This window comes from Kitasatospora sp. NPDC048545 (assembly GCF_040651155.1).
Taxonomy (GTDB): Bacteria; Actinomycetota; Actinomycetes; order Streptomycetales; family Streptomycetaceae; genus Kitasatospora.
Genome location: NZ_JBEZIQ010000006.1, coordinates 206,313 through 230,167, shown reverse-complemented (window position 1 = coordinate 230,167; position 23,855 = coordinate 206,313). Strand labels below are relative to the sequence as shown.

17 protein-coding genes, 1 other RNA gene and 1 pseudogene are annotated in these 23,855 nt (G+C 73.5%); 16 read left to right on the top strand and 3 right to left on the bottom strand.

Going from position 1 to position 23,855, the window contains the following annotated elements:
- Positions 1–24: 24 nt before the first annotated feature.
- Positions 25–2,898 carry an FtsK/SpoIIIE domain-containing protein gene (locus tag AB0D10_RS09105; protein WP_360253487.1) on the bottom strand — a complete coding sequence of 958 codons (2,874 nt, stop codon included), beginning with the start codon at positions 2,896–2,898 and terminating at the stop codon, positions 25–27.
- Positions 2,899–3,309: 411 nt separating this feature from the next.
- Here AB0D10_RS09105 and AB0D10_RS09100 point away from each other — a divergent pair, with 411 nt between their 5' ends.
- From AB0D10_RS09100 to prfB, 3 genes are all read left to right on the top strand, one after another.
- Positions 3,310–5,157, top strand: coding sequence for a protein kinase (locus AB0D10_RS09100; protein WP_360253485.1), 1,848 nt, complete (start codon positions 3,310–3,312; stop codon positions 5,155–5,157).
- A gap of 258 nt (positions 5,158–5,415) precedes the next feature.
- The gene (locus AB0D10_RS09095; protein WP_360253483.1) at positions 5,416–6,669 is read left to right on the top strand and encodes a serine/threonine-protein kinase; all 1,254 of its coding nucleotides are present in this window, start codon (positions 5,416–5,418) and stop codon (positions 6,667–6,669) included.
- Positions 6,670–6,725: 56 nt separating this feature from the next.
- Positions 6,726–7,838: a peptide chain release factor 2 gene (prfB, locus tag AB0D10_RS09090; protein ID WP_360253481.1), complete on the top strand. Its 1,113-nt coding sequence runs from the start codon at positions 6,726–6,728 to the stop codon at positions 7,836–7,838.
- A 102-nt stretch (positions 7,839–7,940) separates the two neighbouring features.
- Here the strand turns inward: prfB and AB0D10_RS09085 are convergent, their stop codons facing one another.
- On the bottom strand, positions 7,941–8,135 hold the full coding sequence (locus tag AB0D10_RS09085) for a hypothetical protein (RefSeq protein ID WP_360253479.1): 195 nt from the start codon (positions 8,133–8,135) through the stop codon (positions 7,941–7,943).
- Between the two features lie 350 nt (positions 8,136–8,485).
- Here AB0D10_RS09085 and ftsE point away from each other — a divergent pair, with 350 nt between their 5' ends.
- From ftsE to AB0D10_RS09045, 8 genes are all read left to right on the top strand, one after another.
- On the top strand, positions 8,486–9,175 hold the full coding sequence (gene ftsE, locus AB0D10_RS09080) for a cell division ATP-binding protein FtsE (RefSeq protein ID WP_030059730.1): 690 nt from the start codon (positions 8,486–8,488) through the stop codon (positions 9,173–9,175).
- Positions 9,176–9,253: 78 nt separating this feature from the next.
- Positions 9,254–10,165, top strand: coding sequence for a permease-like cell division protein FtsX (gene ftsX / locus AB0D10_RS09075; RefSeq protein WP_360253477.1), 912 nt, complete (start codon positions 9,254–9,256; stop codon positions 10,163–10,165).
- 113 nt (positions 10,166–10,278) lie between these two features.
- Positions 10,279–11,475 carry a S41 family peptidase gene (locus AB0D10_RS09070; protein ID WP_360253475.1) on the top strand — a complete coding sequence of 399 codons (1,197 nt, stop codon included), beginning with the start codon at positions 10,279–10,281 and terminating at the stop codon, positions 11,473–11,475.
- Positions 11,476–11,482: 7 nt separating this feature from the next.
- Positions 11,483–11,959 (top strand): SsrA-binding protein SmpB, encoded by a 477-nt coding sequence (gene smpB, locus AB0D10_RS09065; protein ID WP_360253473.1) that lies wholly within the window; start codon positions 11,483–11,485, stop codon positions 11,957–11,959.
- Between the two features lie 86 nt (positions 11,960–12,045).
- Positions 12,046–12,427: a transfer-messenger RNA gene (gene ssrA / locus AB0D10_RS09060) on the top strand.
- 151 nt (positions 12,428–12,578) lie between these two features.
- Positions 12,579–14,882, top strand: a complete 2,304-nt coding sequence (locus AB0D10_RS09055) for a UvrD-helicase domain-containing protein (RefSeq protein ID WP_360253471.1) — start codon at positions 12,579–12,581, stop codon at positions 14,880–14,882.
- A gap of 358 nt (positions 14,883–15,240) precedes the next feature.
- Positions 15,241–16,713 (top strand): NAD-dependent malic enzyme, encoded by a 1,473-nt coding sequence (locus AB0D10_RS09050; RefSeq protein ID WP_360253469.1) that lies wholly within the window; start codon positions 15,241–15,243, stop codon positions 16,711–16,713.
- 509 nt (positions 16,714–17,222) lie between these two features.
- Positions 17,223–17,507, top strand: coding sequence for an HU family DNA-binding protein (locus AB0D10_RS09045; RefSeq protein WP_030242980.1), 285 nt, complete (start codon positions 17,223–17,225; stop codon positions 17,505–17,507).
- A 76-nt stretch (positions 17,508–17,583) separates the two neighbouring features.
- Here AB0D10_RS09045 and murA read toward each other — a convergent pair whose 3' ends face one another.
- Positions 17,584–18,924: a UDP-N-acetylglucosamine 1-carboxyvinyltransferase gene (gene murA, locus AB0D10_RS09040; protein ID WP_360253467.1), complete on the bottom strand. Its 1,341-nt coding sequence runs from the start codon at positions 18,922–18,924 to the stop codon at positions 17,584–17,586.
- Positions 18,925–19,222: 298 nt separating this feature from the next.
- On the opposite strand from murA, the gene AB0D10_RS09035 reads away from it, so the two are divergent.
- The 5 genes and pseudogenes from AB0D10_RS09035 to AB0D10_RS09015 form a co-directional block, all read left to right on the top strand.
- Positions 19,223–19,807, top strand: a complete 585-nt coding sequence (locus AB0D10_RS09035; protein ID WP_360253465.1) for a YqgE/AlgH family protein — start codon at positions 19,223–19,225, stop codon at positions 19,805–19,807.
- 61 nt (positions 19,808–19,868) lie between these two features.
- The gene (locus AB0D10_RS09030; RefSeq protein WP_360253463.1) at positions 19,869–20,147 is read left to right on the top strand and encodes a DUF3039 domain-containing protein; all 279 of its coding nucleotides are present in this window, start codon (positions 19,869–19,871) and stop codon (positions 20,145–20,147) included.
- 104 nt (positions 20,148–20,251) lie between these two features.
- Positions 20,252–21,862, top strand: coding sequence for a beta-N-acetylhexosaminidase (locus tag AB0D10_RS09025; RefSeq protein ID WP_360253461.1), 1,611 nt, complete (start codon positions 20,252–20,254; stop codon positions 21,860–21,862).
- Positions 21,863–22,260: 398 nt separating this feature from the next.
- Positions 22,261–23,127, top strand: a complete 867-nt coding sequence (locus AB0D10_RS09020; RefSeq protein WP_360253551.1) for an FAD binding domain-containing protein — start codon at positions 22,261–22,263, stop codon at positions 23,125–23,127.
- Between the two features lie 77 nt (positions 23,128–23,204).
- A pseudogene (locus AB0D10_RS09015) lies at positions 23,205–23,690 on the top strand ((2Fe-2S)-binding protein); the annotation flags it as partial.
- Positions 23,691–23,855 lie beyond the last annotated feature (165 nt).

Sequence of the window (23,855 nt, the reverse complement as noted above, 5' to 3'; positions counted from 1 at the left end):
ACGCCGGCGGTGCGACCCGCCCGCTCAGCGCTGGGCGGCGGCGCGCTGGAGGGCGCTGGCCAGGAGGGCGAGGTCGGTGGGGCCGTTGCCGAGCTCGCGGACCGGCCGGCGGGCGGGCGGGGCGCCGAGCTGCAGCGGGTCCACCGCGACCACCGTCGGGCGCAGGGTGGCGGTGCGCGGGATGCGACCGCTGATCCGGGCGGTCTGGAAGGCGGTGACGCCGCCGTCCGGCAGCCGCAGGTAGCCGCGGCCGGGGGTGTCCTCGGGGAGGGCGGCCGCGTCGCCCAGGTGGATCAACAGGTCGGAGTCGGCCGGGTCGTCGGTGCGCAGCGCGATCCGCAGCAGGGCGGCCTCGTCCACCTCGCTGCCCGCGCTGTCCTCCGGGCGGCCGGTGGCGACGGCGAGGTGGATGCCGAGCGCCCCGCCGCGGCGGGCGACGTCGGCGAGTGCGCGGGCGAGCGGCCGGCCGGCCGGGGAGGTGGGGGAGAGCAGGGCGTCGTAGTCGTCCACGACGACGACCAGGCGGGCCGGGACGGGCGTCGCCGGGGCGGGCGTCGCGGGGGCGGCGCCGGGCCGGGGGCCCTCCGCGCTGCGCTGCGCGATGACCCGGGTCGCCGGGGCGGCCGCGGCTCCGACGGTGGCGGGCACGGGCACCTGCGGGTGCTCCGCCGGTTCGGGCCGCTCGTCCAGCGCGTGCCGGTCGTCCAGGCCGTGGCGGTCGTCCAGGATGCGCGCGGCGTGCCAGGAGGCGAAGTCCAGGCCGTCGAACAGCCGCTCCCGCAGGTCGAGTTCGTCCTCCAGCGCCTCGGCCGCGAGCAGCGCGGCCCGGGGATCGGCGCCGGCGTTCACCAGGCCGGTCACGTGCGGCAGCTCGGTGCAGCCGTCCAGGCCTTCCTCGGTGGGCCGGCCCTCGATGATCGTGACGGCCAGCCGCTCGGGGCGCTCGGAGACCGCGAGCGAGGCGACCAGGGTGCGCAGCAGTTCGGTCTTGCCGGAGCCGCGGGCGCCGCCGATCAGCAGGTGCGGGCCGCCCGGGTCGGGGGAGGGCAGGGCGAGTTCGGGGTCGGCCAGGTCGAGCGTGCACAGCTCGTCCCGGGTGGTGCCGAGCAGTGCGGTGGCGGCGCCGATGCCGCCCGCGTGCGCGGCCCAGCGGGCGGACAGCTTGGCCGGGGTGACGGTGTCGAGCTGCAGCAGGTCGAGCAGGCGCAGCGCGTCCGGCAGCGGGCCGCGGACGGCCGGGGCTGCCTCGCGCAGCGGGGCGAGGACGCGGGCCAGCCGTTCGGCCCAGGCGTCGGAGACGGCGTCCAGCGAGACCTCGTGCAGGGTCTCGCGGCCGCGGGCGACCGGGCGGTCGAGCGAGAGCTGGGTGCCGACCTCGCCGGTGATCAGGGCGGTCGCGCCGAGGCCCCGGGGGAGCAGCTCGGGCTGTTCGGCGAGGCAGACCGGGAAGATCCCGACCGCGGGGCCCTGGCGCAGCAGCAGGTCGAGCGCCTGCCTGGCGGTCTCGGAGGCCGGGCGGCCGTCGACCACGACCACGGTGGCGGCGTGGCCGCCGAGGCCGCTGGGGCCGCTGAGCCGGGCGGTGAGCTCGGTCAGCCGGGCGGTGGCCTGTTCGTCGTCGAGGCCGATCAGCAGGCGGCAGTCCTGGCCGTCGGCCGGGCGCAGGTGGGGCAGCCACAGGGCCCAGGCCCAGGTGTCGACGCGCTCCTCCGGGGTGCGGGCCGAGTCGGCGTCGACCACGACCAGGCTCAGGCCGGTCGGCGGGTGCAGGGCGGCGAGCTGGGCGACGACGGCGCGGGTGAGTGCGTCCAGGCGCTCGCGCGGCCCGCAGAGGCCGAGGCTGCCGGCGGTCTGCAGGTCGAGGGTGACCGGGACGGCGGGCAGCGTGGTGCCGGGCGTGGTGCCGGGGCCGCCGGGGCGGTCGGCGGTGCCCAGGCGCAGGGTGAGCGCGTCGGGGTGGCCGGGGCCGCGCTCCCACAGCCGGGGGCCGGGACCGACGGCGTTGAGCAGCAGGCTGGCGAGGTCGGGCCAGCGTTCGCGCTGGGCGGCGGTCTGGCGCAGCCGTACGGCGGCGTGGTGGCGTTCGGCGCTCTCCTGGCCGGGCGGCTCGGCGGTGCGGCCGGGCAGCAGCGAGAACAGGCCGCGGCTCCGGCCCGGGGCGGGTTCGGGGGCGACGGGCGGCTCGACCACCGGTGGTGCGGGCCGGGCCGGGCCGGGTGCGGCGAGCTGGAGGTGCCCGTGGCCGTCGGGCAGGGCGGCGCGGACGGCACCGGCGGGTTCGGCCGGGTCGGGGGCGGTGACCTGCAGCGTCGATTCGCCGATCCGCAGCAGGGCGCCGGGCTCCAGCGGGACGGCCGCCTCGGGCGGGCAGGGCGGCACGAGCCGGCCGTCGAGGGTGGTGCCGTTGGTGGACCCGAGGTCGCGGACGGCGACCCGGCCGTCCTCGGCGATGTGCAGCGCGAGGTGCAGCCGGGAGACGTCCGGGTCGTCGATGGGGACGTCGGCCTCACCGGAACGGCCGATCCGGATCTCCCGGCCGTGCAGCCGGTGCACGCCGCCGGCGTCGGGGCCGCCGACGACGCGAAGTTCGGCGACGGCGGGGGTGTCGTCGGGGTCGTCGGCGGTGGGGTCGGGTTCGTTGAGGCTGAGGACGGCTCCGTCGAGCAGCGGGGGGTGGCCGAGCAGGGTGTGCTCGTCCACCCGGTGCGCCCCGGCGTACAGGTGCACGTGGGTGGCGGCCCGCGGTCCGCGCACGCCCACGGCGCCGGCGAGGGCGCCGGCGATGGCGCCGAGCGCGGTGCCGACGGGCGCGGTGACCAGCACGTCCACGTAGGGGATGGCGGAGCCGGCGGCGGCCGGGCCGCTGCGCGGTCGGAGGACGGTCAGCCGGATCTGCATCTCGCCCGCGGGTCCCTTCTGCTGGTGTGAAGCCTGGTACCCCGGCGCCGTCGCGCACGCACCGGGCGGACGCGGCGACCCCATTGGGCCACACGAGTGGCGAGTGTCCATCCTGCCATCCGGCACGGACGGTCCGCGCACCGTACCGGATTTGACGATCTTGCGATCATCGTCATGGTGGAGGTGGCGGTGAGTCAGGTCAACCACCCCCCTCCCGCCCTCCTGAGCTGGCCCCTCGACCCGCTCCGGGTGTCCCCTAGGGGATGTCCCCCAACCCTGCTCGGATGGCCTGCCGGTCACCTCAAAAACCCGAACGGACACCGTTAGAGTGGCCGCAGACACGGGCCCGGCAGGCTCACCGCACCGGCGGAGGAGCGCCCCGCGCGGGCGGCACGGCGAGGAGTGCGACAGGTGCGGCCAGTCGGCAGCAAGTATCTGCTGGATGAGACCCTCGGACGGGGTGCGACCGGCACCGTCTGGCGCGGCGTGGTGCGCGAGGACGTCCAGGTGCCGGGCAGCGAGCCCGGCCAGCGGGTGGCGATCAAGGTGCTGCGCGAGGAGCTGGCCGCCGACCCGGACGTCGTGATGCGCTTCCTGCGTGAGCGCTCACTGCTGCTGCGGCTGACCCACCCGAACATCGTCCGGGTCCGCGACCTGGTCGTCGAGGGCGAGCTGCTGGCCCTGGTGATGGACCTGGTGGAGGGCCCCGACCTGGCCCGCTACCTGCGCGCCAACGGCCCGTTCAGCCCGATCGCGGGCGCCCTGCTGATGGCGCAGGTCGCGGACGCGCTGGCGGCCAGCCACGCGGACGGGATCGTCCACCGCGACCTCAAGCCGGCCAACGTGCTGCTCGCCTCCACGGTGGTCAACGGCATCGAGCAGATGCACCCGCTGCTCACCGACTTCGGCATCGCCCGCCTCGCCGACTCCCCGGGCGTCACCCGCACCCACGAGTTCGTCGGCACCCCCGCCTACGTCGCGCCGGAGTCCGCCGAGGGCCGCCCGCAGACCTCCGCGGTGGACGTGTACGGCGCCGGGATCATGCTGTTCGAGCTGGTCACCGGCCGCCAGCCGTTCCAGGGCGACAGTGCGCTCGCCGTCCTCCAGGCCCACCTCGCGCAGGAGCCGCAGCGGCCCAGCACCATGCCCGAGCCGCTCTGGACGGTGATCGAGCGCTGCCTGCGCAAGGACCCGGCCCAGCGGCCGAGCGCCACCTCGCTGGCCCGCGCCCTGCGGGTGGTCGCGGCCGGGGTCGGCGTGCACGCCTCCCCGGCGGCGGTGGACGAGGCGCTGGCGGTCGCCGCCCTGCTCCAGCCGGACCCGCAGCCCACCACCGTGCCCGGCGCCGTCCCGGCCGTTCCGGGCGGCACCGAGGCCCGCACCCAGGTGCTGCCGCCGAGCGCCCCCGGCGCCCCCGCGTACGACCCGGCCGCGGCGACCCGGGTGATGGGCACCCAGCCGCCGCCCGCGCCCCCGTACGGCAGCGCGGACCGCACCCAGGTGCTGCCGCCCACCGCCGTGCCGCCGCCCCCGTCCACCGCGCCCCCCGGGCCGCAGGAGGAGGCGCCGCACCCGTGGCAGACCCAGCTGCGCGCGGCGCGGGACCGCAACCAGCAGACCCAGGTCGGCTACTTCGGCCCGGAGGACTACGAGGAGTACGGCGAGCCGCAGGTCGCCCCGCCGCCCTACCAGGCCGGTCAGGGAGCGCCGGGCGGCCGGCCCGGCCACCAGGTGCAGCCGCCGGCCGGCTACGGGCAGGCTCCGCCACCGCCCGGCTACGCGCAGCGCCCGCCGGTTGCCCCGCCGCCCTACCAGGCCGGACGAGGCGGGCAGGCCGGCCAGGACGGGCAGGGCCCCCAGCGCGGCCGCCCGCAGCCGCCCGGCGGCCGGCGGCAGGCCCCGGCGGGGTACGGCCAGTCGCAGGGCGGCTACCCGCCGCCCCCGCCCTCCCCGGCGCCGCGCCGGGCCGAGCCGTCGGCGCCGCAGTACCGGGAGGCCCCGCCGCGGCGCGAGGAGCCGCCGCGCGAGCCGGCCCGCCGCCGTGAGCCGGCGCCGGCCCGCGAGCCGCGCCCGCGCAGCCGCAACCGGATGTACATCCCGGGGCTCGGCTGCCTCAAGGGCTGCCTGATGGTGCTGCTGGTGCTGACCCTGGCCGGGGTGGCGCTGTGGAACTTCACCCCGCTGCCGCACTACTGGGACAACGTCGTGGGCTGGTTCGACTCGGCGCGGGACTGGGTGAACAGCGTCTTCGGCAAGTAGCGCCGTCGCCGGCCGCCGGGACCGGCCGGGACGGATCCGCCGTGGAGCCCGGACCGACCGGTCCGGGCCCGACACCGGTGCCGGACGGCAGGATTGACGCTTTGTCGACAATTTCCGAGATTTCTCGCCCGAGACTCCCGCTCCGGGGCCATCAGGCGGCCCTTCGGGGCCTCCGGGCGCGTAGGTTGGTCGCTGTTGTCCCGCCCCACCGAGCGCGCCGGACCCCCGGAGCGCTCCCGCGCCGCCCACGGAGCAGCATTGGCACGCAAGATCGGCAGCCGGTACACCGTCCACCAGGTCATCGGCCGGGGTTCGGCCGGAACGGTCTGGCTCGGTGAGGGGCCCGACGGCCCGGTCGCGGTCAAGCTGCTGCGCGAGGACCTCGCCTCCGACCAGGTGCTGGTCGGCCGCTTCGTCCAGGAGCGCACCGCGCTGACCAGCCTCGACCACCCCCGGGTGGTCGGCGTGCGCGACATGGTCGTGGACGGCAGCGACCTCGCCCTGGTGATGGAACTGGTCCAGGGCAGCGACCTGCGCTCCCGGCTGGAGCGGGACGGCGCGCTGCCGCCGCAGACCGCCGCCTCGATCATCGCCGACGTCGCCGACGGCCTCGCCGCCGCGCACGCGGCCGGGATCGTCCACCGCGACGTCAAGCCGGAGAACGTCCTGCTCGACCTCGCCGCCGCCCCCGGCCCCGGCGGCGCCCCGCGCGCCAAGCTCACCGACTTCGGCGTGGCCCGCCTGGTCGACGCCCCGCGCCGCACCCGGGCCACCCGGATCATCGGCACCCCCGACTACCTGGCCCCCGAGATCATCGAGGGCCTGGAGCCGCGCGCGGCCGTCGACATCTACGCCCTCGCCACCGTCCTGTACGAGCTGCTGGCCGGCTTCACCCCGTTCGGCGGCGGCCACACCGGCGCGGTGCTGCGCCGGCACGTCACCGAGCAGGTGCCGCCGATCCCCGGCCTGCCGGACGGGCTGTGGCGGATCATCTCCGAGTGCCTGGCCAAGGCCCCCGCCTCCCGGCTGCGCGCCGCCGAGCTGGCCGCCCGGCTGCGCGAGCAGCTGCCGTCGCTGGCCGGCCTGCCGGTGCTCGTGGTGCCCGCCCAGGGCCGCGCCCCGGCCGAGGAGCAGCTGACCCCCGGCGAGGCCGTCTACGCCGAGGTCGACGCCGGCCCTGGCGTCCACAAGCGCCGCCGCGGGCCGGCCGTCCCGCTGGTGCCCGGCGCCGCCCCGGACTCCACCCGGGACACCCACACCAGCCTGCGCCGGCCCTCCGCCGAGGAGCTGGCCGCGTACGCCGCCGAGTCCCGCGCCCAGCGCACCGCGCCGGGCCACCGCCGGGACCGCCAGGCCCTGCTGCGCCGCCGCCGGCTGCTGGCCGTCCTGCTGGCCACCGTCCTGCTGCTGGCCGGTGCCGCCGCGGCCTGGACGGCCTTCGCGGCCACCGCGCCGGACCGCGGCCACCCGGCCCGCCCGGCCGTGCACGGCACCGCCCCGCGGGCGCCTTAGGGCAGGGGGAGCGGGGGTGTCGTCATGACCACCCCCGGAACCATTACCCTGGGGGCGTGGCAGCCGTCGATCCTTCCGAAGAGCTCAAGAACCTCGATACGACCATGGGGTCGATCGAGGCCGTCCTCGACCTGGACAAGATCCGGGCCGACATCGCGGTCCTGGAGGAGGAGGCAGCCGCCCCCACCCTGTGGGACGACGTCGCGAACGCGCAGAAGGTGACCAGCCGGCTCTCCTTCCTCCAGGGCGAACTGCGCCGGGTCGGGGGCCTGCGCAGCCGCATCGACGACCTGGGTGTGCTGTTCGAGCTGGCCGAGGCCGAGAACGACGCGGACACCCGCGCCGAGGCCGAGGTCGAGCTCGTCGCCCTCCAGAAGGCGGTCGAGGAGCTGGAGGTCCGCACCCTCCTGTCCGGCGAGTACGACGCCCGCGAGGCGCTGATCAACATCCGTGCCGAGGCCGGTGGCGTGGACGCCGCCGACTTCGCCGAGCAGCTGATGCGCATGTACCTGCGCTGGGCCGAGCGGCACGGGTACCCGACCGAGGTGTACGACACCTCGTACGCCGAAGAGGCCGGCATCAAGTCCGCGACCTTCACCGTGAAGGCGCCGTACGCCTACGGCACCCTCTCGGTCGAGCAGGGCACCCACCGGCTGGTCCGCATCTCGCCGTTCGACAACCAGGGCCGCCGGCAGACCTCCTTCGCCGGCGTCGAGGTCCTCCCGGTCGTCGAGCAGTCCGACCACGTCGACATCGACGAGGGCGAGCTGCGCGTGGACGTGTACCGCGCCTCCGGCCCCGGCGGCCAGGGCGTCAACACCACCGACTCGGCGGTGCGCATCACGCACCTCCCGACCGGCATCGTGGTCTCCTGCCAGAACGAGCGCTCGCAGATCCAGAACAAGGCGTCCGCGATGAACGTCCTCCAGGCCAAGCTGCTGGAGCGGCGCCGCCAGGAGGAGAAGGCGGCGATGGACGCGCTCAAGGACAGCGGCAGCTCCTGGGGCAACCAGATGCGCTCCTACGTCCTGCACCCGTACCAGATGGTCAAGGACGTCCGCACCGCGTACGAGGCCGGCAACCCGCAGGCCGTGCTGGACGGCGACATCGACGGCTTCATCGAGGCCGGCATCCGCTGGCGCAAGCAGCGCGAGACCAGCGCCGAGTAACGGCGCGACGACAGAGCGAAGGGCCCCGACCGCTGCGGTCGGGGCCCTTCGTCGTGGACCGGGGTGGATCGGAGGATCACGAGGGGGTGGAACGGAAGGGCCTCAGGCCAGCGCCTGCCGGGCGATCAGCGCCACCGCGAGCAGTCCGGCCAGCAGGGCCAGCAGCATCGCGGGGGAGAATGCGGCGAACGGCCCCTGCTGGTCCTGCAGTCGGGCCCGGTTGGCGCGGCACACCGGGCAACGCCCGTCGCTGACACGGCCGTTGCAGTTGGCGCACACCAGATGGTCGCAGGTCATGCGATCTCCTCCTCGCTGCTACAGCCAACGCACCGGACGGGGCTTTGGTTCCCGTTCTTGCCCTGTACGGGGGAGCGGCCGGACGCGGTCGCCACCTCCCACTCTGCCAGGTTCCGGCGGTTCCGGCTCCCGGGCTGTGAGATGCCTCGCAATATTCCGGGCATAAGCAGTCATTCTCCCCCAGATTCGGAGGGCTGTCACGGGCTGCCCCTGCGGGCCGGTTGCCGATTCGCGTATGGTCCCAGACCGGGAGCGGCCCTCCGCGCTCCCTTCGCCCGCCCCCGGACCGGGCCCCCGGGGCGGATCGACCGAGGATTGGCGCCGCCTAGGATGGCCTCCGTGATGCAGCCGTGATCAGATTCGACAACGTCTCCAAGACCTATCCCAAGCAGAACCGTCCCGCCCTGGACAACGTCTCGCTGGAGATCGAGAAGGGCGAGTTCGTCTTCCTGGTCGGCTCGTCCGGCTCGGGCAAGTCCACGTTCCTTCGCCTGTGCCTGCGCGAGGAGCGTCCCAGCACGGGCGCCGTACACGTGCTCGGCAAGGACCTCGGCAAGCTGTCCAACTGGAAGGTGCCGCACATGCGCCGCCAGCTGGGCACCGTCTTCCAGGACTTCCGCCTGCTCCCCAACAAGACGGTCGCGCAGAACGTCGCCTTCGCCCTCGAGGTGATCGGCAAGCCCAAGAGCGCCATCAACAAGGTGGTGCCCGAGGTGCTGGAGCTGGTCGGCCTCGGCGGCAAGGAGGACCGCATGCCGGGCGAGCTGTCCGGTGGTGAGCAGCAGCGGGTGGCGATCGCCCGCGCCTTCGTGAACCGTCCGATGCTGCTCATCGCGGACGAGCCCACCGGCAACCTCGACCCGCAGAACTCGGTCGGCATCATGAAGCTGCTCGACCGCATCAACCGCACCGGCACCACGGTGCTGATGGCCACCCACGACCAGGCGATCGTCGACCAGATGCGCAAGCGCGTCATCGAGCTCGACAAGGGGCTGCTCGTCCGCGACCAGGCTCGCGGCGTCTACGGGTACCAGCACTGATCCCCCAGCGCTGACCCGTAGGGCCGCCGGCCCGTACCGCCAGACCAGAGCAGTACCGACCCTGGAGTTGTTTCCCGCATGCGTGCCCAGTTCGTCCTGTCGGAGATCGGTGTGGGTCTCCGACGCAACCTGACGATGACCATCGCGGTCGTCGTCAGCGTCGCGCTCTCCCTCGCCCTCGCCGGTTCCTCGCTCCTGGTCCGCGACCAGGTGAACAACATGAAGGGGTACTGGTACGACAAGGTCGAGGTGAGCATCTACTTCTGCACCAAGGCGGACGCCCGCGACTCGCCCCAGTGCGACAAGGGCGCGGCCACCGACCAGCAGGTCCAGGACATCAAGGCCCAGCTGGACAAGATGACCTCGGTGGTCCAGTCCTCCACGTACGAGAGCTCCGCCGACGCGTACAAGCACTGGAAGGAGATGAACCCGGACAACCCGCTCATCCCCGTCCTCGGCCCGGACGCCCTGCCGCAGTCCTGGCGGGTCAAGCTCAACGACCCGACCAAGTACGACGTGATCCAGAGCGCCTTCGCCGGCAAGCCCGGCGTGAAGTCGGTCGAGGACCAGCGGAAGATCCTGCAGAACCTGTTCGGCCTGCTGAACGGTCTGCAGACGGCGGCGTTCGTGATCATGGTGCTGATGCTCTTCGTCGCCCTGCTGCTGATCGTCAACACCGTCCGGGTGTCGGCGTACAGCAGGCGGCGTGAGACCGGCATCATGCGCCTGGTCGGTGCCTCGAACTTCTACGTCCAGATGCCCTTCATCGCCGAGGCCGCGTTCGCCGCGCTGCTCGGCGCGGTGATGGCCTCCGGCCTGCTGATCGGCGGCCACTTCTTCGTGCAGGGCTGGCTGGCCGACCGGGTGCAGTTCATCCACTTCATCGGCCTCGGATCGGTGCTCGCGGTGATACCGCTGCTGGTCGTGGTGGGCATGGGGATGGCCGGTGTGGCGGCGTTCTTCACGCTGCGCAAGTACCTGAAGGTCTGATCCCCGGACGCCTCGGCGGCCCCGGACGGCACTGCGCCGTCCGGGGCCGCCGCCGTTCCGCACTCCGCCGTTCCGGCCCGTCCCGCGAGGCACGGTGTCTACACTCCGATGCCATGCTGCAAACTCCGCGCAGGGCACGTCAGGCGGCCGCCCTCAGCCTGGTGTTCGGTGCCGTCCTGCTCGCCGGAGCGGCCACCGGGGCCTGGGGCGGCCCGGGCGACCTGCCGCCGCACCCCTCCGTCGACGCCGCCCGGCCCGCGGGCACCGGGCTCCCGGCGGACCCGGCCGGCACCGCCCTGTCCGAGCAGCAGGCCGAGCACCTGCTCGGGGCCACCGGGGACCGCTGGGGCGCGTACTACAGCGCGCAGGAGTACGCGGAGTTCAGTCAGGGCCTGGACGGCCGGTACCTGGGCGTCGGCCTCTCGGTCGGCCGCGGCGAGGACGGCGTGACGGAGGTCTCCCGGGTCGCGCCCGGCGGCCCGGCCGCCGCCGCCGGGATCGCCGCCGGCGACCGACTGCTGCGGGTCGGCCCGGACCAGGCCGACCACCTGCCGGTCACCGAGGTGGTGGCGCGGCTGCGCGGCCGGGGCGACGAGAGCCGGGCCGGCTCCGAAGTCACCCTGGAGGTCCGCCGCGGCGAGGGCCAGGTGCGCGAACTGCAGCTGCACCGCGCGCTGCTGGACAGCCAGCAGGTCGCCGTCGAGCACCTGGACCAGGGCGTCCTGAGGATCACCGTGCGGGCCTTCACCAGCGGGGTGGCCGACCTGGTCCGCACCGCGCTGCGCGCCCCGCACGGCGGCGTCGTGCTCGATCTGCGCGGCAACTCCGGCGGGTTGGTCGACGAGGCGGCCGACACCGCCGGGATCTTCCTGGACGGCGGCCCGGTCGGCTCGTACCAGGAGCGCGGCGGGACCAGGGAGTTGACCGCCCCGCCCGGCGGGGACCAGCGCACCCCGCTGGTGGTCCTGGTCGACGGCGGCACGATGAGCGCCGCCGAACTGCTCGCCGGCGCCCTGCAGGACCGCAGTCGCGCCGTGGTGGTGGGCGCGCGGACCTTCGGCAAGGGCACCGTCCAGCAGCCCAGCCGGCTCGCCGACGGCGCGGTGCTGGAGATGACCGTCGGCCGCTACTTCACCCCCGCCGGACGGTCCCCGGACGGCACCGGCCTCGCCCCCGACGTCCCGGCGACCACCGGCGAGGACGCCGACGCGCTGGCCCTGCGCGTCCTCGCCGGGCTGGGCACCCGCGCCCGGACGTCGGCACCCGCGCCCAAAACAGCTGCCCGACCGGGCTCCGAAGTGCGAGAATGACGGCGCTATGGCAAAGGAAACGGGACACAAGCTGATCGCGCAGAACAAGAAGGCGCGACACGAGTACACGATCCTCGACACCTACGAGTGCGGCCTCGTACTCACCGGCACCGAGGTCAAGTCACTGCGCGAGGGGCGGGCCAACCTGGTCGACGGCTACGCCTACATCCAGAACCACGAGGCGTGGATCGACAACGTCTTCATCCCCGAGTACGCCCAGGGGACGTGGACCAATCACGCGGCGCGCCGCAAGCGCAAGCTGCTGCTGCACAGGCTGGAGATCAGCAAGATCGAGACCAAGGTCCGCGACGCGGGCCACACCCTGGTCCCGCTCTCGCTGTACTTCAAGGACGGCCGGGTCAAGCTGGAACTGGCGCTCGCGGTCGGCAAGAAGCTCTACGACAAGCGCCAGACGCTCCGCGAGAAGCAGGACACCCGCGAGACGGCCCGCGCCGTGGCGGCGGCCCGACGCCGCCAGGGTTAATCCGCTGGACCCTCGCCCGTCGCCTCGCGTACTATGGCGCAAGCAACACGGACGGTCATCGTCCGAGCTGTTTCTCAAAAAAACATGGGGATGATCGGTTTCGACAGGGGATGTTGAAACAGGGGAAGCGAGCCGAGGAACGCGGCAATGATCTCGTTAACCACGTGTCGCAAAAAAATAATCGCCAACTCTAAGCGCGATTCCCAGCAGTTCGCTCTCGCTGCCTAATAAGCACCGATAGCGCTTGGGTGTCAGACCGGGGGGTTCCCGACCCGGACCCTGGCATAATCTAGGGAACTCAACCGTCCGCCCGGGCTGCGAGGGCGGATGGGAAATCAAACAGCAGCTGGGCCTGTTGGCGGCTTGTCCGTGTGACTGCCAGGGCCGAGAAAATCACAGCGGACTGCGCTCGGAGAAGCCCTGAATTAACTCCACTGGACCCGGGTTCGATTCCCGGCATCTCCACCACCCCATGTTCACACCGAAGGCCGTCCACCGCTCCGCGGAGGACGGCCTTCGGATTTTGTACGCTTCGGAGCAGCGCGGCCGGGGGGGCGCGGCGTAGGATCATCCGTCCGCTCGTTTTCCGGAGCCGGATTCCGCCGCAACCACCGAGGCCATGCAGAGCAACACGGACACCACCCCCGCCGCCGATCACGAGACCGTCCGCGAACGTGAGATCGCCGGTGAGCAGCAGCACCTCGACACCGTCTACCACCGGTTGGAGGAGAAGCTCGCCGAGGCCGAGTACATCCTGGAGGACGCCGCCAAGCGGGTCCAGGTCGGCACCCCCGGCGCGCTCGCCGAGCGCGACGCCCAGGTCTACCGGGCCGGCGCGCACCTCCAACGCCTCAACAACGAGTTCGAGGACTTCCTCTTCGGCCGTATCGACCTCCAGCGGGCGGACGCCCCGGAGGAGCACGGCATCCCGTCGAACACCCCGCTCGACCCGGCCGACCCGGCCGTCGCCGAGACCCTCCACATCGGCCGCCTGGGGGTGCTGGACGCCGAGTACGGCCCGCTGGTGATCGACTGGCGCGCGCCCGCCGCGGCCCCGTTCTACCGCGCCACCCCGGTCGAGCCCGGCCGGGTCATCCGCCGCCGGGTGATCCGTTCCAAGGGGCGCAAGGTGATCGGCGTCGAGGACGACCTGCTGCGCCCCGACCTCACCCCGACCCTGGCCGGCCGGGAGCTGGCCGTGGTCGGCGACGGCGCGCTGATGGCGTCGCTGGGGCGTGCCCGCAGCCACTCGATGCGCGACATCGTCTCCTCGATCCAGAAGGAGCAGGACGAGGTGATCCGCGCCCCTGCCGCGGGCGCCACCCTGGTCACCGGTGGCCCCGGCACCGGCAAGACCGCCGTCGCCCTGCACCGCGCCGCGTACCTGCTCTACCAGGACCGCCGCCGCTACGCCGGGGGCATCCTGGTCGTCTCCCCGACCGCGCTGCTGGTCTCGTACACCGAGGGCGTGCTGCCCGCGCTCGGCGAGGAGGGCCAGGTCGCCATTCGGGCGATCGGCTCGCTGGTGGACGGCATCGAGGCGGGCGGCTACGACAGCCCCGAGGCCGCCCGGGTCAAGGGCTCGGCCCGGATGACCCAGCTGCTGCGCCGGGCCGCCCGCGCCGCGCTTGAGCTGGGCGCGCCGCAGGAGCTGAAGGTGGTCGCCCGGGGCGAGGTGCTCAAGCTGGACGCGGGGCGTCTGAGGGCCGTGCGCGGCAACGTGGTGGGCTCCGGCGGCACGCCGCTGAACCTGCTGCGCCCGCGCGCCCGCCGGCTGCTGCTGGACGCCCTGTGGCAGGAGGTCGTCAAGCACCTGCCGAAGCCCACCGACCACTACGCCAGGGAGCAGCGCCAGGAGGAGAAGGAGAGCTTCGACGAGTACGTCTCGGACGAGGCGCCGTTCCTGGACTTCCTGGACGCCTGGTGGCCGGCCCTGACCCCGCGCCGGGTGCTCGGCACGCTCAGGCAGCACCGCCACACCAACCGGATCGCCCGCCGCGCCGTCACCCCGGACGAGGCGAGGCTGCTGGCCGCCTCCTGGCGCCACCTGTCCGCGGAGGGCGAGGGGGCGCTGTCCGCGCACGACGTCGCCCTGGTGGACGAGCTCCAGGTGCTGCTCGGCGAGCCGGCCCGTCCGAAGGTCCGCGAGGTGGACGCGATGGACCTGCTGACCGGCCTGGAGGAGGTCACCACCTTCGCCGACCGCAACACCCGCCAGCGCGAGCGCCAGCCGGTGGAGCGCAAGGAGTACGCCCACGTCATCGTGGACGAGGCGCAGGACCTCACCCCGATGCAGTGGCGGATGATCGGCCGCCGGTCCCGGATGGCCACCTGGACGATCGTCGGCGACCCGGCGCAGTCCTCCTGGCCGTTCCCGCAGGAGGCCCAGGCCGCGCTGGACGAGGTGCTGGCCGGCAAGCCGCGCCGCCGGTTCACGCTGACCGTGAACTACCGCAACCCGGCCGAGATCGCCGAGGTCGCGGCCAGGGTGCTGGCACTGGCCGCACCGGGCACGCCCTCGCCGAGCGCGGTCCGCCACGTGGGCGTGGAGCCGCGCTTCGCGGCCGTCTCCGACCCGTCGCCGGAGGCCTTCGGCAAGGCCGCCAGGGCCGAGCTGGAGCGGCTGCTGGCCGAGGTGGACGGCACCGTGGCGATCGTGGTGCCGATGGACCGCCGGGCCGAGGCGGCCGGGTGGGCGGAGAGCCTGGGCGAGCGCGTGGTGGCGCTGGGCAGCCTGGAGGCCAAGGGCCTGGAGTACGACGCGACCGTGGTCGCCGACCCGACCGGCATTGCCGGCGAGTCGGAGGCCGGGCTGCGGGTGCTCTACGTCGCGCTGACCCGTGCGACGCAGCGGCTGACCGTGCTGTCCGGTCCGGACGACCTGCCGGACGCGGCCGGCGTGCCCGCTCTGCTGCACGGCTGACGGGCCGTAGGGCCGTACGGAAGAAGGCCCCTCACCAGGTGGTGAGGGGCCTTCAGACGTTTACGACACCGACCCGCCATGCTCGCCTCGCGGCAAGTGGTCCCTCGAAGGGACGAAGGTTGGGCCCGGGGGCTTGGATCGAGCCGGTGTCCCGTCCAATGTAACGCATCGGCCCGGAGAGGCAAGGAGTGGGCGTCAGGAGTCCGGGGGGCGCCGACCGGATTGTCGGATCCGCACACTCAATGAACGTTATTTCTGGCTACCCCTTGGAAGGTGCGACGATCGAGGTCTAGCATGCGCAGGCGATGCCTTCAACAAAATGTTGAGCCTGCGGGACAGACGGAAGAAGGAAGCGTCGATGGCGACGGTGCCCAGTGTCTCCAACTCGATCACGGTACGGCTGGAGGTCCCGGCCCGGGGCAACGCCGTCAGTGCGATCACCACGGCCGTGGAGTCCTCCGGCGGGTCGGTGACCGGTCTCGACGTCACCGCCTCCGGCCTGGAGGCACTGCGCATCGACGTCACGGTGGCGGCCTCCTCGGTCGCGCACGGCGAGGAGATCGTCGAGAAGCTGCGCGCGATCGACGGCGTGTCGATCGGCAAGGTCTCGGACCGCACCTTCCTGATGCACCTCGGCGGCAAGATCGAGATGTCGTCCAAGCTGCCGATCCGCAACCGCGACGACCTCAGCATGATCTACACCCCGGGTGTCGCCCGGGTCTGCATGGCGATCGCCGAGAACCCCGAGGACGCCCGCCGCCTCACCATCAAGCGCAACAGCGTCGCCGTGGTCACCGACGGCTCGGCGGTGCTGGGCCTGGGCAACATCGGCCCGGAGGCCGCGCTGCCCGTCATGGAGGGCAAGGCGGCCCTGTTCAAGCGCTTCGCCGGGATCGACGCCTGGCCGATCTGCCTGGACACCCAGGACACCGACGAGATCGTCGCCATCGTCAAGGCGATCGCCCCGGGCTTCGCGGGGATCAACCTGGAGGACATCTCCGCGCCGCGCTGCTTCGAGATCGAGGCCCGGCTGCGCGCGGCCCTGGACATCCCGGTCTTCCACGACGACCAGCACGGCACCGCGATCGTGGTGCTGGCCGCCCTCACCAACGCGCTCAAGGTGGTGGGCAAGGAGATCTCCGAGATCCGCGTGGTGATGTCGGGCGCCGGCGCCGCCGGCACCGCGATCCTCAAGCTGCTGATGGCGGCCGGCGTCGAGCACGCCACCGTGGCGGACGTGCGCGGGGTGGTCCACCAGGGCCGTGAGGACCTCAACGAGAGCCTGCGCTGGATCGCCGAGCACACCAATCGCTCGGGCCGTACCGGCAGCCTCAAGGAGGCCGTGGCGGACGCCGACGTCTTCATCGGCGTCTCGGCCCCGAACGTCCTGGACGGCGACGACCTGGCGACCATGGCCGAGGACGCGATCGTCTTTGCGCTGGCCAACCCGGACCCGGAGGTCGACCCGGCCATCGCCCGGCAGACCGCCGCCGTGGTCGCCACCGGCCGCAGCGACTTCCCGAACCAGATCAACAACGTGCTGGTCTTCCCGGGCGTCTTCCGCGGCCTGCTGGACGCCCAGAGCCGCACGGTCAACACCGAGATGATGATTGCGGCCGCGCGGGCGCTGGCCACCACCGTCGCCGACGACGAGCTGAACGCGAACTACATCATCCCGAGCGTGTTCCACAAGGACGTCGCCAAGACCGTCGCCTCCGCCGTGCGCGAGGCGGCCCTGGCCGACAGTCAGGACGCCCCCGTGCAGGCCCGTCCGACCCCGGGCATCGTCGGCACCCTGGACACCTCCGCCTTCCCCACCGTCAAGCTCTGACGGAGGGACCGGCGGAGGCTTCACCGGTCGCTCAAATGTGCGAATAGCGGTCATACCCGCCCCGCCCGCCCCGAACCCTTGCGACACAAGGGCGAGGGGCGTGTTTGGGCTTGTCAGTCCTAGGGCGTACGGTAGCCCTGCACGGGGCAGGCGTGTCCGACAAGTACGGAACGTCCCCCTGGTCTTCCGGCGAGTCGTCCCGACCGCCGTCCGCGCCCGGTCCGCCGGAGCCGACGGAGCGTCACACCTCCAACGGGCGGGCGATGTTCGGGTGGCCCGGCCGAGGCCCGATTGGCTTTCTCGGGGCCGGTCGGGGCAGGATTCGTATCCAGGCAGGCGGGCGGGCCTTCGAAGGGCTCCGGCGCGCGGCACCGGGTACGGACCCGGCCCGCGACCACGCATTGCCTGCATGAGCACAGTGTGCGGACCTGCGGCCCATCCGGGTGCCCCCCGGTGGGAGCACCGATGGGCCCCCGCACACCGCAAGCGAACAGACCACAGGAGTACACATGAACCGCAGTGAGCTGGTGGCCGCGCTGTCCGAGCGCGCCGAGGTGACCCGCAAGGACGCCGACGCCGTTCTGGCCGCCTTCGCCGAGATCGTCGGCGAGGTCGTCGCCAAGGGCGACGAGAAGGTCACCATCCCCGGTTTCCTGACCTTCGAGCGCACCCACCGCGCGGCCCGCACCGCCCGCAACCCGCAGACCGGCGAGCCGATCCAGATCGCCGCGGGCTACAGCGCCAAGGTGAGCGCCGGCTCCAAGCTGAAGGAAGCCGCCAAGGGCGCTGCCTGAGCCACCCCTTGAACGCCCGAGAGGCCGGGCTCCCCGCGTGGGGAGCCCGGCCTCTCGCCGTACGCCGGGCCGGTGATCAGGCGTCGACCAGCTGCTCGCTGGGGAGCTCGACGTGGGCGCCCAGGTCGCGCAGCTTGTCCATGAAGTTCTCGTAGCCGCGGTTGATCAGGTCGATGCCGTGCACGGTCGAGGTGCCCTCGGCCGCCAGCGCCGCGATCAGGTACGAGAAGCCGCCGCGCAGGTCCGGGATGACCAGCTCGGAGCCCATCAGCTTGGACGGGCCGGAGACGACCGCGGAGTGCAGGAAGTTGCGGGCGCCGAAGCGGCACGGGGTGCCGCCCAGGCACTCGCGGTACAGCTGGATGTGCGCACCCATCTGGTTCAGCGCGCCGGTGAAGCCGAGCCGCGACTCGTACACCGTCTCGTGGACGATGGACAGGCCGGTGGCCTGGGTCAGCGCGACGACCAGCGGCTGCTGCCAGTCCGTCTGGAAGCCCGGGTGCACGTCGGTCTCCAGGGCGATCGCCTTGAGCTCGCCGCCCGGGTGCCAGAAGCGGATGCCCTCGTCGTCCACCTCGAAGGCGCCGCCGACCTTCCGGAAGGTGTTGAGGAAGGTCATCATCTCCAGCTGGCGCGCGCCGCGGACGTAGATGTCGCCCTTGGTCGCCAGCGCGGCGCAGGCCCAGGAGGCGGACTCCAGGCGGTCCGGCAGCGCGCGGTGGTTGTAGCCGTTCAGCTCGTCCACACCGGTGATCAGGATGGTGCGGTCGGTGCCCAGGGTGATGATCGCGCCCATCTTCTGCAGGACGCAGATCAGGTCGACGATCTCCGGCTCGATGGCCGCGTTGCGCAGCTCGGTGACGCCCTCCGCGAGGACGGCGGTCAGCAGCACCTGCTCGGTCGCGCCGACCGAGGGGTAGGGCAGCTCGATCTTGGTGCCGCGCAGGCGCTGCGCGGCGACCAGGTAGGTGCCCTGCGGGTGCTTCTCGATGGTCGCGCCGAACTGGCGGAGCACCTCGAAGTGGAAGTCGACGGGACGGCCGCCGATGTCGCAGCCGCCGAGGCCCGGGATGAAGGCGTGGCCGAGGCGGTGCAGCAGCGGGCCGCAGAACAGGATCGGGATCCGCGAGGAGCCCGCGTGCGCGTCGATGTCGGCCACATTGGCGCTCTCGACGTGCGAGGGGTCGAGGATCAGCTCGCCCTCCTCGTCACCGCTGCGCACGGTCACGCCGTGCAGCTGCAGCAGGCCGCGAACCACCTTGACGTCGCGGATGTCCGGGACGTTGCGCAGTCTGCTGGGGCCCTGGCCGAGGAGGGCGGCGACCATGGCCTTGGGGACCAGGTTCTTCGCACCGCGGACGCGGATCTCGCCTTCGAGTGGGTTTCCGCCGTGGACCAGCAGGACGTCGTCGGTCATCGTTCTCGCAATCCGGGGTGCCAGAGGAGTTGGGGAAGGCTCCGGGAGAGAGCCGGCGGTGGACCGGTCGTACGGGCGCGTTCGGGCCCCCGGCGAAACCGAGTCGGCACGTATAAGGGCGTCCACCAGACGTAGATGGTAGTGGGCGCTCCGGCGGTTCCCGTGAGCCTCTCCCGTGATGGTGCTCTCTCTGGGGCCGCGGACGCCCGCCGATGGGGCCGTACGGGTGTTCGTCCGACGTGGCGGTTTCGCGCGTTGCGGTGTCCCGCAGGGGCCGTTCTGCGGGATCATGTGAGGCATGACGGCGGCCCATTCGCACGGAGGCCGGTCCCACACCGGCCGTCTGCTCGTCGCGACGCCCCTGCTCACCGACCCGAACTTCGCGCGGGCGGTGGTGCTCCTCCTCGACCACGACGCCGAGGGGGCGCTCGGTGTGGTCCTCAACCGGCCGACGCCGGTCGAGGTGGGCAGCGTGCTGGACGGCTGGGGCCGACTCGTCGGACAGCCGGCCGTGGTGTTCCAGGGCGGGCCGGTGGCGCTGGACTCTGCGCTCGGCCTCGCGGTGGCACCGGGGGACCCCGGCACCGGCGAGCCGCTGGGCTGGCGGCGGGTGCACGGCGCGATCGGGCTGGTGGACCTGGAGGCGCCGCCCGAGGTGCTGGCCGGCGAACTGGGCAGCCTGCGGATCTTCGCCGGGTACGCGGGCTGGTCGCCGGGGCAGCTGGAGACCGAGCTGGAGAGCGGCGCCTGGTACCTGGTGGACTGCGAGCCCGGGGACGTCTCCAGCCCCGAACCGGAGCGGCTGTGGCGTTCGGTGCTGCGCCGCCAGCGCGGTCCGCTGGCCCTGCTGGCGACCTACCCGGACGACCCGACGATGAACTGAGCCGGGGGCCCGCCGCGCGACACTGGCCCGGTTTCCCGGGGCGCCCATAGACTTGGCACTCATGAGCACTCTTGAGCCCGAGCGCGGCCTCGGCACCGGCACCCTGGTCGAGCCCGTCCCGCAGGTGTCCCACGGGGACGGCGACCACGAGCGCTTCGCGCACTACGTCCAGAAGGACAAGATCATGGAGAGCGCGCTCTCCGGGTCCCCCGTGGTGGCGCTCTGCGGCAAGGTGTGGGTGCCCGGACGCGACCCGAAGAAGTACCCGGTCTGCCCGATGTGCAAGGAGATCTACGACGGCATCGGCAAGCCGCAGGACGGCGACGGCGACAAGAAGTAGGCCGCCGTCCCGCTCCCGGTGACCCCGCGCGTCGTCGTTTTGCATGGCACCGCGATCGTGCAGTGGTCTATGCCATTCGTTCCGGGCGTGGGCAGGATGTCGGAATGGACCTCATTCCCGCACCTTCGCGTGCCGTCCGCCGCCCGGACGAGGACTTCCCGCTCGGCGCCGCCACCACGCTGACCGCACCGCCCGCGCTGGCCGACGCCGAGCGCTGGCTGCGCGCGACGCTGTCCGCCGCCACCGGGCTGCCGTTGGGCCCGGGCCGGCCGGGCACGGGCGTCGAACTGGTCCTGGACGACGCGCTGGCCGCCGAGGCGTACCGGATCACGGTGCGCCCCGGCCACGCCCTGCTCGCCGCGGGCGGTCCGGCCGGTGCGCTGTGGGCGGCGCAGACCCTGCGGCAGCTGCTCGGGCCGGACGCCTACCGGCGCTCGCCGCTGCGCCGCGAGGGCTGGGTGCTGCCCGGCGCCGACATCGAGGACGCCCCCCGGTTCGGCTGGCGCGGCGCGCTGCTCGACGTGGCCCGGCACTTCCTGCCCAAGGCGGACGTGCTGCGCTTCGTCGACCTGCTGGCCGCGCACAAGCTCAACGTGCTGCACCTGCACCTGACCGACGACCAGGGCTGGCGGGTGGAGATCAAGCGCTACCCGAGGCTGACCGCGCACGGCGCCTGGCGGGAGCGCTCGATGGTCGGCTACCGCTCCGGTCAGCGCCGGGACGACCGCCCGCACGGCGGCTACTACACCCAGGACGACCTGCGCGAGATCGTCGCGTACGCGGCCGCGCGCGGGGTGACCGTCGTCCCCGAGATCGACCTGCCCGGCCACGCCCAGGCTGCCGTCGCCGCCTACCCCGAGCTGGGCAACACCGACGTGGTGGACACCGCCGCGCTCGGCGTCTGGACGGACTGGGGGGTGAGCCACCACGTGCTCAACGCCTCCGAGGAGACCCTGCGTTTCTTCGAGGGGGTGCTGGAGGAGGTCCTGGAGCTCTTCCCGTCCGAGTTCGTCCACCTCGGCGGCGACGAGTGCCCCAAGGAGCAGTGGAAGGACAGCGCCGCCGCCCAGGCCCGGATACGCGAGCTGGGCCTGGCCAACGAGGACGAGCTGCAGAGCCACGTCATCCGGCACTTCGACCGTTGGCTGGCCGAGCGCGGCCGCCGGCTGATCGGCTGGGACGAGATCCTGGAGGGCGGGCTCGCCCCGGGCGCCGCCGTCTCCTCCTGGCGCGGCTTCGGCGGCGGGATCGCCGCCGCGAAGGCCGGGCACGACGTGGTGATGTGCCCCGAGCAGCACGTCTACTTCGACCACCGGCAGGCCGACGGGCCGGACGAGCCGATCCCGGTCGGGTTCGTGCGCACGCTGGAGGACGTCTACCGCTTCGAGCCGGTGCCGGAGCAGCTGGACGAGGTCGCGGCGCGGCGCGTGATCGGCACCCAGGCCAACCTGTGGAGCGAGTTCATGGACAGCGCCCGGGACATCGACTACCGGGCCTTCCCCCGGCTGGTCGCCTTCGCCGAGGTCGCCTGGTCCGAGCTGCCCGCCGAGCCGGCCGCGCGCGACTTCGCCGGTTTCGAGCAGCGGCTGTCGACGCACCTGCGGGCGCTGGACGCGCTGGGCGTCGAGTACCGCCCGGCCGACGGGCCGCTGCCCTGGCAGCGCCGGCCCGGGGTGGCCGGCCGGCCGATCGAGGGCCCGCCGCCGGTTCGGTAGGGACGTGCGGTGGGGCCCGCCGCCGGTCCGGTAGGGGCCGCGGGCGGTGCGGTGGGGCTCGTCGTCGAACGCCCGTCCGCGGCGCGACGGCGGTCCGGTGCTACCCGCCGGGAACTTCTGAGTGGTCATCGGACGTCAAGAACAGATGAACATCTGCCCTGGCCCGACTCGGGTCGGGGCAGATACCGCCCGGTATCCGTCCCAATCGGGCAGTCCCGTTCACCGGCCCCGAAATGATCATCGAGCATTGTGTGCCAGAGTTGCCCAACCCGGCCCGATCGCCCGTACCCTACGGGCCAGGCCGGGCTGCTGACGCGGACACTACGGCCCAAGGCCGCGGGCGGCAGGCGATCGATGAGCAAGTGGAGCACGGTGGGACCCAGGTGAACCGGACGATCATGCTGCCGGCCTCGCTCGACGAGGCCGTCGACGCGCTGGCCGCCGCCCCGGCCGCGGTACCGGTGGCCGGAGCCACCGACCTGATGGAAGCCGTCAACGCCGGACGGCTGCGCCCCGCCGCCCTGGTCGGCCTCGGCCGGATCACCGAACTGCGCGGCTGGCGCTACGAGGACGGCGGCACCGCGGTGCTCGGGGCCGGACTCACCCACGCCCGGATGGACCGCCCCGACTTCGCCGCGCTCATCCCCGCGCTCGCCGACGCCGCCCGCACCGCCGGCCCGCCGCAGGTCCGCAACGTCGGCACCCTCGGCGGCAACATCGTCACCGCCGCCCCGGCCGGCGACACCCTCCCGGTGCTCGCCGCGCTGGAGGCCACCGTCACCCTCGCCCGGGCCGGGGCCACCCGCGAGGTGCCGGTCAGTCACCTGCTCACCGGCCTCGACCCGGTGCGCCCCGGCGAACTGCTCACCTGGGTGCGGGTCCCCCTGCTGCACGCCCCGCAGGTCTTCCTCAAGGCCACCGGCCGCAGCGGCCCGGCCCGCGCCACCGCCTCCGTCGCCCTCGTCCTCGACCCGGCCCGGCGCTCGGTGCGCTGCGCCGTCGGCGCCGTCGCCCCGGTGCCGCTGCGGCCGCTGGAGGCCGAGGCCTGGGTGGCCGGCTGCATCGACTGGGACGGCAGCCGGGAGATCGACCCGGCCGCGAACGCCGCCTTCGGCGAGTACGTGGCCACCGCCTGCGTCCCCGACAACTACGGCGCCGAAGGCTCCTGGGAGGCCGTGACCGAGGGGCCGACCGCCGCGGCCGTTCGGTTGCGGCGTACCGTAGCGGTGCTGGCCCGACGGGCACTGGGAAGGGCGCTGAAGTGACCACAGACCCCATCGAGACCCTCGACGCCGACCCGCTCGGTCTCTCCCCGCAGGTCAGCCGCGAGCTGCGCCCGTGCGCCTCGTACACGCTGCGGGTCAACGGTTTCGAACGGCCCGTCACCGACGCCTGGATCGGCGAGAGCCTGCTCTACGTGCTGCGCGAGCGGCTCGGCCTGGCCGGCGCCAAGGACGGCTGCGAGCAGGGGGAGTGCGGGGCCTGCTCGGTACAGGTGGACGGCCAGCTGGTGGCCGGCTGCCTGGTGCCCGCCGCACTGGCCGCCGACAGCGAGATCAACACCGTCGAGGGCCTGTCGGCCGGCGGCGGCGCGAGCGACGTCCAGCAGGCACTGGCCGCCTCCGGCGCCGTGCAGTGCGGCTACTGCACCCCCGGCATGGCGATGGCGGTGCACGACCTGCTCCAGCGCAACCACCGGCCCACCGAGGTCGAGGCCCGGCAGGCGCTCTGCGGCAACCTGTGCCGCTGCACCGGCTACAAGGGCGTGCTGGCCGCCGTCCAGACCGTCGCGGAGGCCCGCGCGGTGGAGGCCGAGGAGGCGGAGGAGACGGCCGCGCTCGGTGAGGACACCGCCGCGCAGTCCGCCGACCCGGCCGCCGGGGCACCGGTCGACCCGGCCGCGGGGGCCGCGGCCGAGCCGTCCGCCGAACCCGAGGCCGCCGTCGAGTCGCCGGTCTACACCGATGCCGACGCCTGGATCGAGCACGTCCCG